Genomic DNA, 19,634 nt, shown 5'->3' with positions numbered 1-19,634 from the left:
ATTTACAATTTGCGTAAACCGCTTACCAAATAATAGTCATCGGAATCGTATATAGAGTGTATAGTGAAATAAGGTTGCATCCAATCCGCCAATTCTTTTGCTGCTGGTAAACCGAAAGACAATTTGCCGGCATGCTTGTTATGATGACTGTTTATCTTATTACGTCCTTCACTATGGCAAATAACAAGCTCTCCATCCGGAACAAGAAGGTCTGCCAAATGAGAAATTGTTTCTTGCTGGTGTTCAAAATGAGGAAAAACGCTATAAGCAATGATATAATCAAACAATTCTTCCTTCATATCCAATACATTTGCATGGCGGAAGTCTACAATTGAAGTTGCATATTTGCTTTTCGCCATTTCAATCATTTGTCCGGAAATATCTATAGCTACAATACTAGCGGGAGAATAGGGAAGGAGATACTTTTCGAGTACACCCGTCCCGCATCCTATATCCAGAATACGTAAGCCTTTGTGCAGAGTGGTTTGTTCCAGTATCGTGTTAATCTTATCCGCATCATGCGTACAAAGTTCATCCCAACGATCGGCTAAGGAATCAAAAAAGCTTGCTATTTCATTCATTCCATTGCTCCTTCCCAAATATAGCAGTCCTTAAAGTATTCCTTTAAATCCGTTGGAGATTCGAATAATCCGAATACAGATGAACCGGAGCCGGACATAGAAGCATAAACAGCCCCCCTGGCATACAAAGTTTGTTTGATTTTCTCTATTGCCGGATATTTTGGAAACACACTGCCTTCAAAATCATTTTTCATGCTATTTCTCCATTCGGACACAGGTTGTTTGATAATCTCTTTTAATGAAATATCAGGTTCCGCAGGAGTAACCAACGAATAGGCTTCGGGGGTTGATACTGCCACTTCCGGCTTTACCAGGCATAAATAGTATCCTTTTAATGAAAGAGATACATGTTCAAACTGATTACCTGTTCCATTCGCAAACACCGGTGTATTACGAATGAAAAACGGACAATCGGCACCAATATGTGAAGCTATTCTTTCTAACTCATCATCCTGTATATTTAATTTGCAAAAATCATTGATCAGCTTCAGCATAAAAGCGGCATCGGCAGAACCTCCGCCTAGTCCTGCACCAAAAGGAATGGCTTTTAGCAAATGAACTTCCAGTGGTGGAATTTCATACTTTCCCTTTAATATATTCAAAGCCTTAACAACCAGATTTTTTTCAACTGGAGCATCAACAGGAATACCGGTTTGATGAAAAGAAAAGGTTTTGGCTATTACTATTTCCAGGGCATCCTTTACAGGAACCGGATAAAATACGGTTTCAATATTATGATAACCGTCCGGACGTTTACTTACAATATTCAGTCCCAGGTTTATTTTGGCATTCGGAAAACAAATCATATTTATTGATATTTTTGTATTATGGTTCTGCAATCATTTCTTCTGCAATGATTTTAGCTTCTTCTTCCGGTTTTTTAATATTGGGTAATTCCAATCCGTAACCTTTGATCCTGTCTTCACGCTTCAATAATAATGCAATCATAAGGGCTAAGATACCGAAACAGGTAAATATCATCATCGGAATAGTGTAATCGTATGTCGGTTTTTCATTTACATATCCGGTAATACAATATTTATCAAGGACTTTGCCGATAAGATACGGAACTCCCATCAATCCCCAGTTTTGTACCCAGAATATCAGAGCATAAGCCGTACCCAGTTTATTTTCGGGGATGATTTTCGGAACAGAAGGCCACATAGCCGATGGTACCAGGGAGAAAGCAATTCCCAACAAAAGAATCAGTCCGAGTGCGATAACCCAGTTGTTTAATGCAGGAATAGAGAACATGAAGTGTATGAATACCAACATGATTGCACCAACAATCATAATTGTAGCGCCTTTTCCTTTACGGTCATACAGGTTACCGAAAAACGGAGTAAGCAGAATATTTCCGAATGGTAATAAAGCGGGAATCACACCAGACCATTCAGGATCGATACCAAACTTATTGATCATTAAACTCGGAGCATATTTCAAAAATGGGAATACGGCAGAATAAAATAGTACGCATAAAAGAGCTACGTACCAGAATCCTTTCATTGAAATAATGGAAAAGATGTCTGAGAAACGGAACGGCTCTTCGGCTTCTTCTTCCGTATTTTCCAGTTCTTCGTCGCGGCGTTTATCCATTACCACAAATACGATGAACGACAACAGACCTATACATAATAATATTAATCCGATTAAAATCGGCATGCTGATAGAGTTGTTGAATGCTTTACATAACAATGGAGTAACACCTATGGCCAACCCTGTTCCGATACGTGCACAAGCCATCTCCAATCCCATGGCAAGAGCCATTTCTTTACCTTTAAACCATTTTACAATAATCTTGGAAACGGTGATACCGGCAATTTCCACTCCAACACCAAATATTGCATATCCCAGTGAAGCTACCAGTAATGTATATCCCCATTCTGTTCCCAAAATAGTTACTGTCGCACCGTCGAAATTATGTGAGATACCAAACCATTTAATGAATACACCAACAATCATAATACAGGTTGCCATAAGGCCGGTAAAACGTACACCCATTTTGTCAAGGATCATTCCCCCGAATATCAACATAAGGAAAAATACATTAAACCATCCGTATGCACTGGTAAATTTACCATAATCATCTCCTGACCATCCTAAACCGCCTCCACCTACAGGCGTTTGAAGTAAATCTTGGAGTGGAGCCATCATGTCCGTAATAAAATATCCGCAAAGCATGGTGAATGCCACAAGCGCCAAGACGCTCCAGCGGGCCGTTTTAGACTCACTTAGTTTTCTTTGAATCTGTTGTGTCATAATATTTGATATGAATTAAGTTATTCGTTTGTTTGAAATAGGGGAATAGCATCGGCAACGATAAAGGTGCTGCCTCCAATAAAAACCAGGTCATCTTTGCCAGCCTTTTTTAAAGCTTTTTCCACAGCTTCCCGAACGGTCTTGCAAGTAATACCAGATAAGCCGTGTATGGATGCTTTCAAAGCAAATTCCTGTGCCGGCATTGCACGTTCTACAGATGCTTGTGTAAAAAAGTAGTTAGCCTCTTTAGGCATCATGGATAATACTCCGTCTACGTCTTTATCGTTTACCATACCTACTATCATGTAAAGATTTTTATAGTGTTTGGCTATGCCTTCCAATTGAGAACTCAAATAGTTCCAACCTCCTATATTATGTCCTGTATCACAGATGACTTTCGGTTCGTCTTGCAACTTTTGCCAACGCCCCATTAACCCGGTTAATGTCGTTACATGGCTAAAACCCTCCCGGATTGCTTCTATTGGGATGTTTATACCGGAACGGATTAAAAGACTGAGTGCCGCCAATATTGTCCGGTTATTTTTGCTTTGCGAAAAACCGCCCAATTCTCCGTGCAGTTTCCCGAATTCCAATGAATCAATCTCCCAACCATCTTCTGTCTGTATCGCATTATTTATTAATTCCACACTTTGAGAAAAGTAAATGGGTGAATTTTGTTTGCGGGCTGTTTCTCTGAATACTTCTGCCACGGAAGAATCTAATCCTTCTCCGATTAAAACAGGAATCCCAGTCTTAATGATCCCTGCTTTTTCTGCAGCGATCTTCTCTACTGTATCACCCAGAAACCGGGTATGATCAAGGCTGATATTCGTTATAATACTTAAGACAGGAGATATTATATTAGTACTATCCAGTCGTCCTCCCATACCAACTTCGATAATGGCATAATCGACCTTTTCATTACGGAAATAATCAAATGCGATAGAGGATGTAAGTTCAAAAAATGAAGGATGGAGAGATTCGAAAAAGGGGCGGTGGCGTTCAACAAAACCGGTTACATATTCTTTAGATATTTTTTTTCCATCGACTCGGATACGTTCCCTGAAATCTACCAAATGAGGGGAGGTATACAAACCTACTTTATATCCTGATTGCTGTAAAATAGCAGCCAGCACGTGACAGACCGAGCCTTTGCCATTTGTTCCTGCCACATGAATCGTCCGGTATGATTTATGTGGATTTCCTAAGTAATTATCAAGAGCTATACTTGTTCCAAGACCCGGTTTATAAGCAGAAGCACCGCTGTGCTGGAATACCGGAATACTGGTATACAAATAGTGTAATGTATCTTCGTATGTCATGTTTTTGTGATTTGTATTGTGCAAAAGTAGTCAATTTTATTTTACCTTTGCCTGCTGTTAATAAAAATGAAGAATAAAAGGAAATGGAACAACAACGTGTTGTGTACGCGCCTCAGGGGGATGTTTGCTCAAAGATGATGCTAATTGATGTCCAGGGCGATGTAATAACCAATGTACAAATTATAGGTGGTTGCCATGGTAATGCCCAAGGGATATCTGCCCTGCTTGTGGGAATGAATGTAAATGAAGCAATCAATCGAATGGAAGGGATAGACTGTCATGGACGCGGTACATCCTGTCCGGACCAACTGGCACAGGCTTTAAAAAAGTGTATTTGAACCATTATATCGTTAGTTTATAATCATTTTATATCCTATTCCGCGTACATTTAATATTTTAATTGACGGGTCGCGAGATAATTTATGCCTTAATTTGGTAATAAATACATGCAGGCTGCGCGAATTGAAAAACGAATCATCTCCCCATAAGTCCAGTAGAACCTCCTTCATTGGTAATATTTGATTGATATTTTCACACAACCGTTTTAATATTTCCGACTCCCGGTTACTAAGCAACTCTTTATCATCACAGAAAGAAAGAGTTTGGGTAATAGAGTCAAATTCATATTGTCCGATACGGAAATATGTCTCTTGTGGCTGCTTTACGGTTATTTTATGCAAAAGGGCTTTTATACGTACGATCAGTTCTGCTATGCCGAAAGGCTTCTTTAGATAATCATTTCCCCCTAATTCAAAACCTTCTACTACATCATTTGCCGAAGAACGGGCAGACAAGAATAATACAGGAATTGTACAATCGTGCTTTCGTATTTCCCGAACCATCGTAAACCCATCCATTTTAGGCATCATGATGTCTGATACGATAACATCTGGTTTAGTTTCCTTGTAACGGGCAATACCTTCTTCTCCGTCGGCAGCTAATATGATTTCAAATTCTTTACCATCCAGCGTGTCTTTTATAATCATGGCAAGTGTAGCCTCGTCTTTTCTACCAGCAGTACTTTTATCTTGTTCATATTCCTGTTTTATTTTTGATTAATGAAATGAAGAGTGAAAGTAGAACCTTTATCCGGCTTGCACCTGTGATTTAATCTCTTCATATCTGTGAGCCGGTTAATAATTCACGAAGAAAAAATAAAACAGACTGTTAATGTCATTAAAATGCCGGCATAATAAGATAAATAAGCTTTATAAGATAGTTTTCTCCTATAAAACTTTTCATTCTAACGAACATTCATATTTTAAAATAAGTATATTTGTAGGGAACGCAGATAATATATGTTCTTTTAGGAACATTCATGTTTTGTCGTTCAATGTTGAATAATCATTAAATCGAAAGGTTATGGGAGCAAAGAAGAATTTTGTGCTGGATACCAATGTTATCCTGCACGATTACAAATGTATTGAGAACTTTCAGGAGAATGATATTTATTTACCTATTGTGGTGCTTGAAGAACTGGATAAGTTTAAAAAGGGAAGCGACCAGATAAATTATAATGCGCGTGAATTTGTACGCGAACTGGATGCATTAACCAGCAACGATCTCTTTTTGAAAGGAGCTTCATTAGGACCGGGAAAAGGAACACTTCATGTTGTAACCGGGGATAAATACCAGGAGAAAATAGCTCTTTCATTTCCGGAAAAGACGGCAGACCACCGCATTCTTTCCTGCACATTATCTATTGCGGAAAAGAATCCGAAGATCAAAACAATACTTGTTACCAAAGATGTAAACCTACGGATGAAAGCTCGTTCACTGGGTATTCAGGTTGAAGACTATATTACGGATAAAGTAATTAATGTAGATATTTTTGAACGTGCCCAGGATACTTATGAGAATATTGATCCCGATTTAATTGATAAAATATATTCTTCAGCAGACGGTGTTGATTCCGATTTACTGGAAATCAAATCAAAACTAGACCCGAATGAATGCTTTATATTAAAGAGTGTACGAAACTCTGTACTAGCTCGTTATAATCCGTTTACGGATAAAATAAAGAAGGTAGACAAAGGTACAAACTACGGTATTCAACCTCGTAACGCGGAACAAAGTTTCGCTTTTGAAATATTGAATGATCCGAATATTAAACTGGTAGGATTAACAGGAAAGGCAGGTACCGGAAAGACTTTGCTAGCTTTAGCTTCTGCCTTAAAACAGGCAAATACATATAAGCAGATATTACTGGCTCGTCCCATAGTGGCTTTAGCAAATAAAGATATAGGATTCCTTCCGGGGGATGAAAAACAGAAAGTAGCTCCCTATATGCAACCTTTGTTCGACAATTTGAATGTAATTAAAGCCCAATTTGCACCCGGAAGCCCGGATACGCGCAAGATTGATGATTTACAAAAGAATAATCAACTGGTCATCGAAGCACTAGCATTTATCCGCGGACGCAGTTTATCTGAGACATTCTGTATTATAGACGAAGCTCAAAACTTAACTCCTCATGAAATAAAAACAATTATTACCCGTGCAGGAGAAGGCACAAAAATGGTATTCACCGGAGATATCCAACAAATTGATTCGCCCTATCTGGATGCCCAGAGTAACGGTTTAGCTTATATGGTTGATAAAATGAAAGGACAAGAATTATTTGCTCACGTCAACCTTATAAAAGGAGAACGCAGCCAATTATCCGAATTGGCATCAGATTTGCTTTAAAAATTATACAGTTGACATGGGAAATGGTTGAGTTGAGAAGCTCTTTTTGCCATTTACATGTCAACTGTTATTTATTTCCACCTAACTATTCCCTATCTTTGGAGCTCTATTTAATGTCTTTATTATGGAAATTCAAACTCGTAAAAAAGAAATAATGAAGGTGACGTTGGTTGGCTCCGTAGGGAACTTTCTATTAGTTATCTTTAAATTTATTGCCGGATTTGCAGGGCATAGTAGTGCTATGATTGCAGATGCCGTACACTCGTTATCCGATTTTGTTACGGATATGATTGTATTGCTTTTCGTTAATATATCTTCCAAGCCGAAAGATGAAAGTCATGACTATGGACATGGTAAATATGAAACATTAGCCACATCAATTATCGGTATTGTTTTGTTATGTGTAGGAGTAGGGCTCTTTTGGGAAGGAGCCAATAAGATATACGACTTTTATTTCAGAGGCGAAACATTGGAAAGTCCCGGTAACATTGCGTTGATAGCTGCCATTGTTTCAATTATCATAAAAGAAGCACTTTATCAGTATACAATCTTAGTAGGTAAACGCCAGAACAGTCAGGCAGTTATTGCTAATGCATGGCATCACCGTTCGGATGCTTTTTCATCTATAGGGACCATGGTAGGTATTGGTGGAGCAATTCTTTTAGGTGAGAAATGGCGCGTTTTGGATCCATTAGCTGCCGTTATAGTGAGTATCTTCATTGTTAAGGTTTCATTTGAATTGGTAATGCCGGCTATTAATGATTTATTAGAAAAGTCGTTGCCAAAAGAGGTCGAAGACGAAATTCTTTCTATAGTTACTGAATCTCCGGAGGTAAAAAATCCTCACAATTTGCGCACGCGCCGCATAGGGAATGATATTGCAATTGAAATACACATTCGTATGGATGGCCAAATGACAGTTGCACGTTCTCATACAATTATGTGTGAAATAGAAAGAAAGCTTCGCCAACGATTTGGTTCTGCTACTCATATCGGTTTACACGTAGAACCAATAAAATAAAGATTTAGACGAGGTAGAAGATGAATAAAGACATACAGTTATTTCGTGGAGAAGTTTTTTATTTTACAGATTCTCCATTAGAAAGGAAAGATGCTTATTATTACTACCCGGACGGAATACTAGTAGTTTCCGAAGGGAAGATTGTAGAGTCAGGTAATTATGATGTAATACATACCCGTTATCAGGGAATCCCCGTAACAGATTATTCGGGTAAATTGATTATGCCGGGTTTTATCGACTCGCATATTCATTACTCCCAATCAGAAATTATAGGTATGTATGGTTGCCAGTTGTTGGATTGGCTGAATGATTATACTTTTCCGGCCGAAGAAGCATTTTCTTCACCTGAACATGCCGAACAAATAGCTCGTTTTTTCATCCGGGAGCTATTAAAGAATGGTACGACTACATGTATGGCCTATGCAACTGTACATCCTATATCGGTAGAATCCCTTTTTGCCGTAGCATCCGAATACAATATGTGTATGCTGACAGGTAAAGTACTGATGAACCGAAATGCCCCCGAAAACATATTAGACACAACCGGAAAAGGAGAAACAGAAACGCGTTCATTAATAGAATCATGGCATAGGAAAGGACGTAACCGGTATGTCATTACTCCTCGTTTTGCTATCACCAGTACGCTGGACCAATTAGAAAGTGCCGGACGTTTGCATGCCGAATATCCGGATACCTATATACAAACCCATTTATCAGAGAATAAAGACGAGATAGCTTCCGTGCTTTCATTATGCCCGGAACACTCGGATTACCTGGAAGTTTACGAACGAACAGGATTGCTGACAGATCATACGGTTTTCGGACATTGTATTCATTTATCAGCAAAAGAATGTGAACGTTTGGCTTCTGCCAAAGCTATTATAGCTCACTGTCCGACTTCCAATTTATTCCTAGGAAGCGGACTATTCAATATGCCCCAAGCCAATTATTATAATTTGCAAACTACATTAGCCACCGACGTAGCAGGTGGAACTTCCTTTTCAATGCTGCGTACTATGGGCGAGGCCTACAAAGTACAGCAATTAAACGGCTATCCTATATCTTCGTTGGAATTATTATACAAATGTACATTAGGCTGTGCAAAAGCTTTACATCTGGAAAATGAGATAGGAAATTTTAAACCCGGTTGCAATGCCGATTTCATTGTAGTGGATTATGCTTCTACCTCATCCCAGCAATTACGCAAAGAGCATCTGGTACGTATTGGAAAATGGAACATAGAAAATAAACTCTTCGGTTTACAGATATTAGGAGATGACCGCGCTATTCAGGCTACTTATTTAATGGGTGTCCAGGTTTAGCAATCTATTTAAAATATACACCTAACATATTTGCTTTAATAAATAAATTAATTATATTTGTCCGTCTGTTATTGTAAAATGTTTTACAATATAAAAGGTGTTATATTTAAATATAATAGGTTGGTTAGGTTTAAGAATAGATAACTGAATGTTTCAAAAAGGAGAATACTATTATGATTAAATCACTATTCAAAACATTGGCTGTTGCTTTAGTAGGCTTTTCTTCATTGAATGGAATATATGCGCAGGATGTACGTGATAAAGTATCTTATGGCGATATTAAGCCTAAAGCTCCATCTTCATTACGTTTTATGAGTTACAATATCCGTATTGGCATAGGGATGGATAACGAAGTAGATATTGCACGGGTTGCAGAAGTAATCAAACGTGTTAATCCAGACGTTGTTGCTCTTCAGGAAGTGGATAGTGTAACAGAAAGGGTTAATTGGGCAAATCAAATTATGCAATTATCGGAATTAACAGGTATGTACCCAATCTTCGGTCATGCAGTAGACCGTTCCAAAGGCAAATATGGCATAGGTATGCTTACCAGAACCAAACCGGAAAGTATCCGGAAAGTACCTTTGCCCGGCGATGAAGAACCCCGTTTATTAATCATTTCAGATTTTAAAGATTATGTTGTATGCAGTACGCATTTTTCGTTGGTAGAAAAAGACCGTGTAACATCGGCCGGTATTTTAATTAAAGAGTTAGAAGGGATAAAGAAACCAGTATTGATAGGGGGAGACTTCAATGCGAAACCGGGTAGTAAGCCGGTAGAGATCATGAAAAGTAAATTTGATCTATTGAGTAGCGAAAGCTTCATTACTTATCCATCTGACACTCCGAGAGTATGCTTGGATTATGTTTGGGGATTGAAGCAGAAAGGTTACAAATATAACGTTACTCAGAGCGTGTCTATTAATGAACCAATGGCGTCAGACCACTTGCCGCTTGTTACAGACATAAAGCTCTAACAATAGATTTATTAGGGGGAGAAAAAATAAGGGTAGACGTGATGTCTACCCTTATTTTATTTATATGAACTTTTCTTATTTATAAGATTCGCCCTTAACAGCAGCAATACCCGGAAGAACTTTACCTTCGATTGCTTCCAGCAAAGCACCACCACCTGTAGATACATAAGACACACCATCTACCAAACCGAACTTATTAACACATGCTACAGAATCGCCTCCGCCTACTAATGAGAAAGCACCATTCTTAGTAGCTTCTACGATAGCGTTACCTACTGCACGTGAACCGTCTGTGAAGTTTTCAAATTCGAACACGCCTGTAGGACCGTTCCAAAGGATTGTTTTAGACTTTTTGATAACATCGGCATAGATTTCTATCGTCTTAGGACCTATATCAAGGCCTTCCCAACCATCAGGAATTTCATTTACGTTCGCATAAGCAGTTTTAGCGTCGTTACTAAATGAATCGGCTATTTTAGCATCAACGGCCAATACAAGATTCACACCCTTTTCTTTTGCTTTCTTTATCAGATCAAGAGCAAGATCCAACTTATCGTCTTCAACAATAGAATTACCAATCTTGCCACCTTGTGCTTTAGTGAAAGTATAAGTCATACCACCAGTGATGATCAGGTTATCTACCTTATTCAACAGGTTTTCGATGATTTCGATTTTTGAAGAAACCTTAGAACCACCCATGATAGCTGTAAACGGACGCGCAATGTCGTTCATTACTTTTTCAACGGCTTTCACTTCTTTTTCCATCAAGTAACCGAACATCTTATTGTCTGTATCGAAGTAGTCTGCAATCAATGCCGTAGAAGCATGCGCACGATGAGCTGTACCGAATGCATCATTTACATAGCAATCAGCATAAGAAGCTAATCTCTTTGTAAATTCTTTCTGGCTTTCTTTAACGGCTTTCTTGGCAGCTTTCTTTTCTTCATCGGAAGCATCCTCAGCCAAACCTCTCGGTTTGCCTTCTTCTTCTGCGTAGAAACGAAGGTTTTCAAGCAACAATGCTTCGCCCGGTCTTAAAGCAGCTGCTTTAGCGCCGGCTTCTTCGCCAATACAGTCATTAGCAAACTGAACTTCTACACCTAATAAATCGGAGAGGTGTTTCTGAATATGTTTCAAAGAGTACTTGTCAGTAACGCCTTTTGGACGGCCCAGGTGAGAACCGATAATTACACTACCACCATCAGCCAATATCTTCTTTAAAGTAGGAAGAGCAGCGCGCATACGAGTATCGTCTGTGATGTTGAAGTTTTCATCCAAAGGAACATTGAAGTCAACTCTTACAAATGCCTTTTTTCCGGCAAAATTGAAATTGTCAATTGTTTGCATAACTATTGTATTTAAATTCAGTATTAAAATGTATCGTTTAACCGCGTGCAAACTTACGCAAAAATATTTTATTTAGGTGTTACATTTATATAATTATTCGGTCAGTTTGAATCTCAATCTAAGCCGCCCTTCGGCATAATCGTAATTAAGCAATTTAAAATGGCCGATTTCGGATGTGTTGTTTACATGAGTCCCGATACAGGCACAAGCATCATAATCTCCAACCCTTACAATACGTAGTGTTTCGCTTGCTTCCTCGGGCAATTTACTTAAATCTACAATTTTTCCGGCATCTTCACGAGACATATAGTCTATTGTTACAGGCAAATGTTGATCAATTACATTATTGACCTGTTGTTCTACTTCCGCCATCATCTCCGCAGACGGTTCTTCCGTAAGTTGATAGTCGCATTTACTCTTTTTCCGCTCAATATGTGCATTCTTTGAGCGCGGACACCCAAACATACGCACCATTGTCTGATTTAAAATATGTTCGGCAGTGTGCATAGGTGGGTATTCTTGTTTGTTGTGTTCGTTAAGTTGGATCTCTTGTTCCATATTAATTATTTTGATTGATTAAATTTACTACTACTTTTACCATAATGTCTTTTTCTTCTGTACGGCTTTCTGCAATCATTAAGGTGAGGGCGACTAATGTATTATCAACGATACGTTTTTTTCCGCTTGGATGGTAGAGTATTCCGTTGTTTTCCATGAACCAAAGGAATAGCATAGCTGCAATTCGTTTATTACCATCACTGAAAGAATGATTCTTTGTTACCAGATAAAGTAGCATGGCTGCCTTTTCTTCAATACTGGGATAAAGTTCTATGCCATCGAATGTCTGGTAAATGGTTGAAATCGAACTTTTGAATGATTGGTCTTTTTCATGTGCAAACAATTCGCTTTCCCCAAATTTCCCTTTTAGGCTTCGAATGGCTTCTATTGCGTTTTCATATGTGGCATGAAATCTATCTCCTTTTGTCGTATCCTCGATGATGAGTTGCTGATAATCGTATTTATCTAAAGTATCGAGGGCATAGACATAATCGGTTACGACAGCTAATAAACCTTTGGACTGGTCGGATGTTAGCTGTTCTTGGTTTTTGAGCGTATTACCGAGGATACGAACGATGTCTTTTAGCTCTTGATAATGTTCTAATTTTATCTTTTGGTTGATGGCATAACCTTTAATAAGATAGTCTTTCAATATTTTGTTGGCCCAGATACGGAATTGGGTACCACGTATTGAATTAACTCGATAACCGACCGATATTATCATGTCTAAATTGTAAAAAGGAATATATCGGGTTACTTTCCTTTTCCCCTCTGTACGAACTTGTGCAATTTTTGCACAGGTTGGTTCTATCTCTAGTTCATGGCTCTTGTAAATGTTGTTTATATGACGCACAATAGATGTACGGTCTGTTTGGAATAACTCGCTCATCTGCGCTTGCGTCAACCAAACGGTATCTTTTTCCATTTTAACATCCAGCTTGATTTCTCCATCTTCCGTTTGATAAATGATAATATCGTTTAAGGATGGGTTAAAATCAATGGTGTGCATAGGTGGATATTCTTGTTTGTTGTGTTCGTTAAGTTGGATCTCTTGTTCCATAATTGTTTTCAAAATTATATTTCTCTCTCCAAAATACTATATATGTTTATATCTGCATATTCGCCGGAAGATAATAGTTCTCCATGACGGATGGTACCTTCCATTTTAAAACCAAGGCGTTGGGGGATTGCGTTACTAGGATGATTACCTACAGCACAACATATCTGGACACGGTGCATATTTCGTTCGCGGATAGCCCATCGGCTAAGGTATTTTACACTTTGTGTCATTATTCCCTGTCCCTGATACTCAGGCAACAACCAATAGCCAATCTCTGTCCGGTGATTAACATTATCCGTATTTACAAAACCGATAAGACCGCAAAACTCTTTTCCCTTCTCTATCATAAATACAATATTTCTGTCTTGATATGGAACAGATAGAGTTGCATGCAGAAAAGCTGCTTCATCTTCAACCGTATGCAATTTAGGAACAAATGGCAACCATGTTTTCAGATAATCCCTATGCAAATCTATTGCCTGCCAGATTGTTTTTGCATCTTCCAAAGTTGCTTCGCGGATTGAATAGTTTTCATTGATTTTTGCTTTCATATCTCATTCTCATATTATAAAAGCAAAGATATAAGGTTATTTTGTCCGGTAAAAATTATCCCGATGATTTTATAAAATGATCGGGATGATTTTTAAAAGTGATACTGATGATTTTTCTTTATTTATATTTTGTAAAAGTATTATCCGTACCTTTGCCGACTGTAACACTAAAAGAAAAAATTATGTCAGTTGCAAAAAGGGACTTAGAGGATAATAGAAAGGTAACAACCCATCGCCTGATGGAAATGAAGCAGCGCGGAGAAAAAATCTCAATGCTGACAGCTTACGATTTTTCAATGGCTACACTTATAGATCAGGCAGGTATGGATGTAATTTTGGTGGGAGATTCCGCTTCTAATGTAATGGCAGGTAACACAACAACCTTACCAATTACGCTGGATCAGATGATCTATCATGGTAAGTCCGTGATAAAAGCGGTTAAACGTGCTCTTGTAGTTGTAGACCTGCCGTTCGGAACCTATCAGGGGAATTCCAAAGAAGCATTAGCTTCTGCCATCCGTGTAATGAAAGAAACACATGCCGATTGTATCAAACTGGAAGGAGGGTCGGAAGTAAAAGAGTCTATTGAACGTATTTTATGTGCCGGCATTCCTATTATGGGGCATTTGGGATTAACTCCTCAGTCCATTAATAAGTTTGGTACTTATACTGTTCGTGCCCGTGAAGAGGCAGAAGCCCAAAAACTAATTGATGATGCTCATTTATTAGAGGAAGTAGGTTGTTTTGCCTTGGTATTAGAAAAAATACCGGCTGCATTAGCTGCTCGTGTAGCTTCCGAACTAACAATTCCGGTTATTGGCATTGGTGCGGGAAATGGAGTAGACGGGCAAGTCTTGGTAATGCATGACATGTTAGGTATAAATCAAGGTTTCTCGCCTCGTTTTCTACGTCGTTATGCAAACCTTGCCGAAGATATAACCCGTGCCGTACAAGCATACATAGAGGATGTGAAAACACAAGATTTTCCAAACGAAAAAGAACAATACTAGACTTTTACCACAACATAACATTAACCGAAGCTCCTAAAGCTAAGGCGTTTAATGTTTTATGAGTTTCATATTGTACTGCTTCTCCTTCCTGGTTAGTCGAATAAGAAACAAACCGGGAAGGAGAACAGTTATAATCTATAAATACTCTCACACCAAGATTTTGCTTGACAATATATATACAGGCCAAAAAAAGAAGGATTACGTTTATAATCGAAAAATTCAAAGCTAAGGTTATTCCTGATAATATCCCTGTCCTTGAAGATCAAATCTGCCAGATAATAGGTAATATAAGGATGTTACTATAAAATGAATTTTGTCTATATTTGCTTAAAATGTACGATATGAAATATCATTTACTAATCGGAGGAGTTTCTTCTGGGAGTGGAAAGACTACTTTTACATTAGGATTATTACGGGCATTGAAGAAACGCCGTATGCAAGTACAACCTTTCAAATGCGGACCGGACTATATCGACACCCAGCACCATACAATGGCATCAGGACGCCCATCTGTAAATCTGGACTATTTTATGATGTCCGAAAAACACATGCAAGAACTATATAGCCGGTATACATCTGATGCCGATATTGCAATAACCGAAGGAGTTATGGGACTGTTTGACGGTTTTGACGGTATGAAAGGAAGCAGTGCCGAAGTTGCACATTTATTGGATATTCCAGCTGTTTTAATTGTAAATGCTAAAAGTACAGCATATTCTTCCGCTGCTCTTTTATACGGCTTCAAACACTTTTACAAAGGAGTCAGAGTGGTTGGTGTCGTCTTTAATTTTGTGTCGTCTGATACACATTACGAATATTTGAAGCAGGCTTGCAAGGACGTTGGAGTAGAAGCTCTGGGATATTTACCTAAGCAGCCGGATATAAATATTCCCAGCAGGCATTTAGGACTTTCGCTGGAAAATGATTTCTGTTTTGAATCGTTTGCCGATCAAATAGCTGACATCGTAGAACAACATGTAAACATAGATCGTCTACTTGAGTTAACGCCATGCAATGTACTTTCTGAAATTAAAGAAAATATTGCACCAATAAATGAAAACTTCCGTATTGCTGTTGCTCAGGATGCAGCATTTAATTTTGCATACGAAGAAAACCTCCGGTTTTTGAACCGCATAGGGAATATTTCCTATTTCAGCCCACTAAAAGATATATGTCTGCCAGAAGCCGACTTCGTTTATTTGCCGGGAGGATATCCGGAATTATTTCTTGAAAAGCTCAGTAAAAATTATTCTATGCTGGCGTCAATAAAATCTTATGCTGAAAACGGAGGAAAGCTGCTTGCCGAGTGTGGGGGAATGATGTATCTCTGCAAACATATAGTAGGAATGGATGGAAAAAGCTATCCGATGGCTGACCTATTGCCTCAAAAAGCAACAATGGAAAATATGAAACTAACTCTGGGTTATCGCACTTTACTGTATAATGGATATGAATTAAAAGGACACGAGTTTCACTATTCTCACACATTCCCACTGGCAGATACTTTACATTCGGTAGCAAAAGCTTATACGGCAAAAGGGAAGGAGGCAGATACTCCGTTATATCGTTATAAAAATGTATTGGCCGGTTATACTCACTTATATTGGGGAGATTCATCCTTAAATACTTGGTTTATTAATTATCTGAAAGAAAAATAAAATGAGAATTTATACAAGAGGTGGAGACAAAGGTCATACCGGCATTCATGGTGGAGAGCGGGTGGATAAAGATGACATACGGATAGAAGCCAATGGAACATTGGATGAATTGAACGCCCAGATAGGGATTGTCCGGACATTACTTCCTGGCGAACATGACTGGCAGGAATTGTTGGGAAGAATTCAAAGAGAAATGATGACAGTTATGTCTAATGTGGCAACTCCTTCTACAATCCGGGCAAAGAATCCTAATAAAATATCAGAAGACCTAGTCCTTTTTTGTGAAAAACAGATAGATATGTTGTCAGAAAAAATGGGAGAGAACAGCTATTTCGTATTGCCGGGAGGTACTCCTGTATCCGCACATTTGCATTTGGCCCGTACAATTGTACGTAGAGCCGAACGCCGTTTATGTACATTGAATCGTAAAGATCCGGTTCCTCCTCTTATCATGCAGTTCGTAAATCGCTTATCCGATTTGTTTTTCGCTATGGCACGGTATGACATATTCTGTCAGGGTGGAACAGAAGAACGTTGGCACTCGTTTCTTTATAAACGAGGCCGGTAAAAGCTATTCTTCTTCCGACACAGCAATCAGATCAGCAACTGTAGCCTGAGTTTCCTTGATCAGATCGGTAGGGGAGATTTGTATTTGCAGTCCACGTTGCCCGGCACTTACATATATTTTATCAAATTGTGGAGCCGTACAATGAATGTAGGTTGGAAAATGTTTTTTCATACCAACAGGAGAACAGCCGCCGCGAATATAACCGGTTAAAGGTAGTAGTTCTTTCATAGGAATCATCTCACACTTTTTATTGCCGGATACTTTTGCTGCTTTTTTTAAATCAACTTCATGATCTCCGGGAATAACACATACAAAATAGCCACTTTTATCACCATGCAAAACTAACGTTTTGAATACTTGTTCAATGTCTTCACCCAGTTGTTCTGCTACATGAATAGCGCTCAGATCGTTCTCGTCTACCTCATACGGTACTAACTGATAAGCAATTTTTGCCTTGTCAAGCAGCCGCGCTACGTTGGTTTTATTTATCTTCTCTTTCATAATCACAAGCTTTTCATAGACAATTGCACACGTTTACGAATTAAATCCACACTAAGTACTTTTACTTTTACATGTTGATGAATGGATACGATTTGTGTAGGATCACTAACATATCTATCAGCTAACTCCGAGATATGGACTAAGCCGTTTTCCTTAATACCAATATCTACGAAACATCCGAAATTTGTAATATTAGTAACAATACCCGGTAATATTTGCCCTTCTTTCAAATCTTCTATTGTTTTAACATCCGGATCAAAAGCAAAAACCTGGATGGTCTGACGAGGGTCCCGCCCCGGTTTATCCAGTTCTTCCATAATATCCAGTAATGTAGGCATACCAACTTTATCAGAAACGTATTTATCTAATTTCAATTTATTCTTTATCTCCTTGTTCGAAATAAGTTCCGCTACAGAACATTGTAAATCTTTTGCCATTTGCTCTACAATGGGGTAACTTTCCGGATGTACGGCCGAATTGTCCAATGGGTTTCGGCCACCTTGTATACGAAGGAATCCGGCACTTTGTTCAAATGCTTTATCTCCCATACGGGGAACTTTTAAAAGCTCTTTGCGAGAAGTAAAAGGGCCGTGTTCAGTTCTATAGTTTACAATATTTTGTGCTAATGTTGGTCCTAATCCAGATACGTATGTCAGTAAATGTTTGCTGGCTGTATTTACATTTACGCCAACCAGGTTTACACAACTCTCTACAGTCTGATCAAGACTTTTCTTTAATGCGTTTTGTTCCACATCGTGCTGATATTGCCCTACACCAATGCTTTTCGGATCAATCTTTACCAACTCGGCTAAAGGGTCCATCAATCGGCGTCCTATACTGACAGCACCACGCACCGTAACATCGTATTCTGGAAATTCTTCACGTGCGGTTTTTGATGCGGAATAGATAGATGCCCCGTTTTCGCTTACTACAAATACCTGAACCTTTCGTTCATAACGAATATTAGTAATAAACTGCTCTGTCTCACGGCTGGCAGTTCCATTACCAATCGCTATTGCATCAATAGCATATGTTGTTACTAATTGAGATACTTTGGATGCAGCTTTGTTCTTTTCATTCTGTGGCGGATGCGGATAAATAGCTTCATTATGTAACAAATTGCCTTGTGCATCCAGACAAACCAACTTACAACCGGTACGATATCCAGGATCAATACCCAATACACGCTTTTGGCCTAAAGGAGGAGCCAAAAGTAATTGGCGCAAATTTTCTGCAAATACACGAATAGCTTCTTCATCCGCTTTAGCTTTACTTAAATTGGCAAACTCAGTTTCTATGGATGGTTTAAGCAATCGTTTAAAAGAATCATCTATGGCTTCAGCCACCTGGTCAGAAATATCATTACGCCCTTTCACAAAACGTCTTTTCAATCTATCCAGACAAGAATCTGTATCCGGTGATATGCTTATGCGGAGTATTCCTTCTGCTTCTCCGCGGCGTAAGGCCAACAACCGATGGGAGGAACAACGGCTCAAAGGTTCGCTAAATTCAAAATAGTCTTGATATTTAGTGCCTTCTTCTTCTTTACCTTTTACTACCTTTGAAGAAATAACAGCTGTATGACTAAATGAATTTCGCACTGTATTACGAGCATCCTCGTTTTCATTTACCCATTCGGCTATAATATCGCGCGCACCTTGTAAAGCATCTTCTACACTCTTAATTTCATTTTTCACAAAATCTTTAACGCGATCAAAAAGCCGGCTTTCGTTTTGCATCATTATTACTTTAGCCAAGGGTTCCAGACCTTTTTTACGGGCTATTTCAGCCTTAGTAATACGTTTGGGTTTATAAGGAAGGTAAATATCTTCTATTTCCGTACTATCCCATGAATCTTCAATACGTTTTTTTAAATCCAGTGAAAGTTTTCCTTGTTCTTCTATTGAGTTTAAGATTGTCTCCTTTCGCTTTTTTATCTCTGTCAGTTTATCTAACTGATCTTTGATATTGCTGATTTGCACTTCATCCAAACCACCTGTCACTTCTTTACGATAACGGCTAATGAAAGGAATTGTAGCTCCTTCATCTATCAACCTTATTGTTCTTTCAACTTGTCCTGCCGGAATATTTAATAAACGCGAAATAAGCGCATGAAATAGCATAATTGTAATTTTATTTATGATTCGTACTACAAAGATAACAATTGCATTTTAATTCTGTTTTGCCGGATTAGTTCTTAACCTGAATATT

General features: G+C 38.5%; 19 protein-coding genes and 1 pseudogene. 8 read left to right on the top strand and 12 right to left on the bottom strand.

Going from position 1 to position 19,634, the window contains the following annotated elements; translation table 11 throughout:
* Positions 1-2 precede the first annotated feature (2 nt).
* The 4 genes from C4S38_RS02690 to C4S38_RS02675 are packed head-to-tail and all read right to left on the bottom strand — an operon-like array spanning position 3 to position 4,162.
* Positions 3-581: a class I SAM-dependent methyltransferase gene (locus tag C4S38_RS02690; RefSeq protein WP_103982445.1), complete on the bottom strand. Its 579-nt coding sequence runs from the start codon at positions 579-581 to the stop codon at positions 3-5.
* The gene (ispE, locus tag C4S38_RS02685; protein ID WP_103982444.1) at positions 578-1,387 is read right to left on the bottom strand and encodes a 4-(cytidine 5'-diphospho)-2-C-methyl-D-erythritol kinase; all 810 of its coding nucleotides are present in this window, start codon (positions 1,385-1,387) and stop codon (positions 578-580) included. Before ispE ends, C4S38_RS02690 begins: the two co-directional genes overlap by 4 nt.
* A 19-nt stretch (positions 1,388-1,406) precedes the next feature.
* A complete protein-coding gene (locus C4S38_RS02680; RefSeq protein WP_103982443.1) occupies positions 1,407-2,840 on the bottom strand; it encodes an MFS transporter in 1,434 nt (477 codons plus the stop codon).
* Positions 2,841-2,860: 20 nt separating this feature from the next.
* Positions 2,861-4,162: a bifunctional folylpolyglutamate synthase/dihydrofolate synthase gene (locus C4S38_RS02675; RefSeq protein WP_103982442.1), complete on the bottom strand. Its 1,302-nt coding sequence runs from the start codon at positions 4,160-4,162 to the stop codon at positions 2,861-2,863.
* 83 nt (positions 4,163-4,245) lie between these two features.
* On the opposite strand from C4S38_RS02675, the gene C4S38_RS02670 reads away from it, so the two are divergent.
* Complete coding sequence (locus C4S38_RS02670) at positions 4,246-4,500, top strand: TIGR03905 family TSCPD domain-containing protein (protein ID WP_103982441.1); 255 nt, start codon at positions 4,246-4,248, stop codon at positions 4,498-4,500.
* 12 nt (positions 4,501-4,512) lie between these two features.
* Here C4S38_RS02670 and C4S38_RS02665 read toward each other — a convergent pair.
* Positions 4,513-5,198: pseudogene (locus C4S38_RS02665) on the bottom strand (response regulator transcription factor).
* A gap of 326 nt (positions 5,199-5,524) precedes the next feature.
* Here C4S38_RS02665 and C4S38_RS02660 point away from each other — a divergent pair.
* The 4 genes from C4S38_RS02660 (at position 5,525) to C4S38_RS02645 (ending at position 10,170) form a co-directional block, all read left to right on the top strand.
* A complete protein-coding gene (locus C4S38_RS02660; RefSeq protein WP_103982439.1) occupies positions 5,525-6,850 on the top strand; it encodes a PhoH family protein in 1,326 nt (441 codons plus the stop codon).
* A 124-nt stretch (positions 6,851-6,974) separates the two neighbouring features.
* Positions 6,975-7,871 carry a cation diffusion facilitator family transporter gene (locus C4S38_RS02655; RefSeq protein WP_103982438.1) on the top strand — a complete coding sequence of 299 codons (897 nt, stop codon included), beginning with the start codon at positions 6,975-6,977 and terminating at the stop codon, positions 7,869-7,871.
* 20 nt (positions 7,872-7,891) lie between these two features.
* Positions 7,892-9,193, top strand: a complete 1,302-nt coding sequence (gene guaD / locus C4S38_RS02650) for a guanine deaminase (RefSeq protein ID WP_103982437.1) — start codon at positions 7,892-7,894, stop codon at positions 9,191-9,193.
* Positions 9,194-9,366: 173 nt separating this feature from the next.
* On the top strand, positions 9,367-10,170 hold the full coding sequence (locus C4S38_RS02645; RefSeq protein ID WP_234999274.1) for an endonuclease/exonuclease/phosphatase family protein: 804 nt from the start codon (positions 9,367-9,369) through the stop codon (positions 10,168-10,170).
* A gap of 75 nt (positions 10,171-10,245) precedes the next feature.
* Here the strand turns inward: C4S38_RS02645 and C4S38_RS02640 are convergent, their stop codons facing one another.
* The 4 genes from C4S38_RS02640 to C4S38_RS02625 all read right to left on the bottom strand — a co-directional run bounded on the left by C4S38_RS02640 (position 10,246) and on the right by C4S38_RS02625 (position 13,686).
* A complete protein-coding gene (locus tag C4S38_RS02640) occupies positions 10,246-11,517 on the bottom strand; it encodes a phosphoglycerate kinase (RefSeq protein WP_103982436.1) in 1,272 nt (423 codons plus the stop codon).
* 93 nt (positions 11,518-11,610) lie between these two features.
* Positions 11,611-12,075: an alanyl-tRNA editing protein gene (locus tag C4S38_RS02635; RefSeq protein WP_103982435.1), complete on the bottom strand. Its 465-nt coding sequence runs from the start codon at positions 12,073-12,075 to the stop codon at positions 11,611-11,613.
* A 1-nt stretch (position 12,076) separates the two neighbouring features.
* Positions 12,077-13,084 (bottom strand): virulence protein RhuM/Fic/DOC family protein, encoded by a 1,008-nt coding sequence (rhuM, locus tag C4S38_RS02630; RefSeq protein WP_234999276.1) that lies wholly within the window; start codon positions 13,082-13,084, stop codon positions 12,077-12,079.
* 65 nt (positions 13,085-13,149) lie between these two features.
* Positions 13,150-13,686, bottom strand: a complete 537-nt coding sequence (locus C4S38_RS02625) for a GNAT family N-acetyltransferase (protein WP_103982433.1) — start codon at positions 13,684-13,686, stop codon at positions 13,150-13,152.
* 182 nt (positions 13,687-13,868) lie between these two features.
* On the opposite strand from C4S38_RS02625, the gene panB reads away from it, so the two are divergent.
* Positions 13,869-14,696, top strand: a complete 828-nt coding sequence (gene panB / locus C4S38_RS02620; RefSeq protein WP_103982527.1) for a 3-methyl-2-oxobutanoate hydroxymethyltransferase — start codon at positions 13,869-13,871, stop codon at positions 14,694-14,696.
* Between the two features lie 4 nt (positions 14,697-14,700).
* On the opposite strand, the gene C4S38_RS15975 is transcribed toward panB, so the two are convergent.
* Entirely contained in the window at positions 14,701-14,847 is a 147-nt protein-coding gene (locus C4S38_RS15975; protein WP_234999273.1) for a hypothetical protein, read from the bottom strand.
* A gap of 190 nt (positions 14,848-15,037) precedes the next feature.
* Between C4S38_RS15975 and C4S38_RS02610 the strand changes: the two genes are divergently transcribed.
* Together C4S38_RS02610 and C4S38_RS02605 are read left to right on the top strand one after the other, a co-directional pair.
* A complete protein-coding gene (locus tag C4S38_RS02610) occupies positions 15,038-16,354 on the top strand; it encodes a cobyrinate a,c-diamide synthase (RefSeq protein ID WP_103982526.1) in 1,317 nt (438 codons plus the stop codon).
* A 1-nt stretch (position 16,355) separates the two neighbouring features.
* Positions 16,356-16,922 (top strand): cob(I)yrinic acid a,c-diamide adenosyltransferase, encoded by a 567-nt coding sequence (locus C4S38_RS02605; RefSeq protein WP_103982431.1) that lies wholly within the window; start codon positions 16,356-16,358, stop codon positions 16,920-16,922.
* Between the two features lie 3 nt (positions 16,923-16,925).
* On the opposite strand, the gene ybaK is transcribed toward C4S38_RS02605, so the two are convergent.
* Positions 16,926-17,423 carry a Cys-tRNA(Pro) deacylase gene (gene ybaK / locus C4S38_RS02600; RefSeq protein ID WP_099465669.1) on the bottom strand — a complete coding sequence of 166 codons (498 nt, stop codon included), beginning with the start codon at positions 17,421-17,423 and terminating at the stop codon, positions 16,926-16,928.
* A 2-nt stretch (positions 17,424-17,425) separates the two neighbouring features.
* Positions 17,426-19,546 carry a Tex family protein gene (locus C4S38_RS02595; protein ID WP_103982430.1) on the bottom strand — a complete coding sequence of 707 codons (2,121 nt, stop codon included), beginning with the start codon at positions 19,544-19,546 and terminating at the stop codon, positions 17,426-17,428.
* Positions 19,547-19,634 lie beyond the last annotated feature (88 nt).

This window comes from Parabacteroides chinchillae (genome assembly GCF_900108035.1).
Lineage (GTDB): Bacteria > Bacteroidota > Bacteroidia > Bacteroidales > Tannerellaceae > Parabacteroides > Parabacteroides chinchillae.
This window is presented reverse-complemented; position numbering and strand designations above follow the sequence as displayed.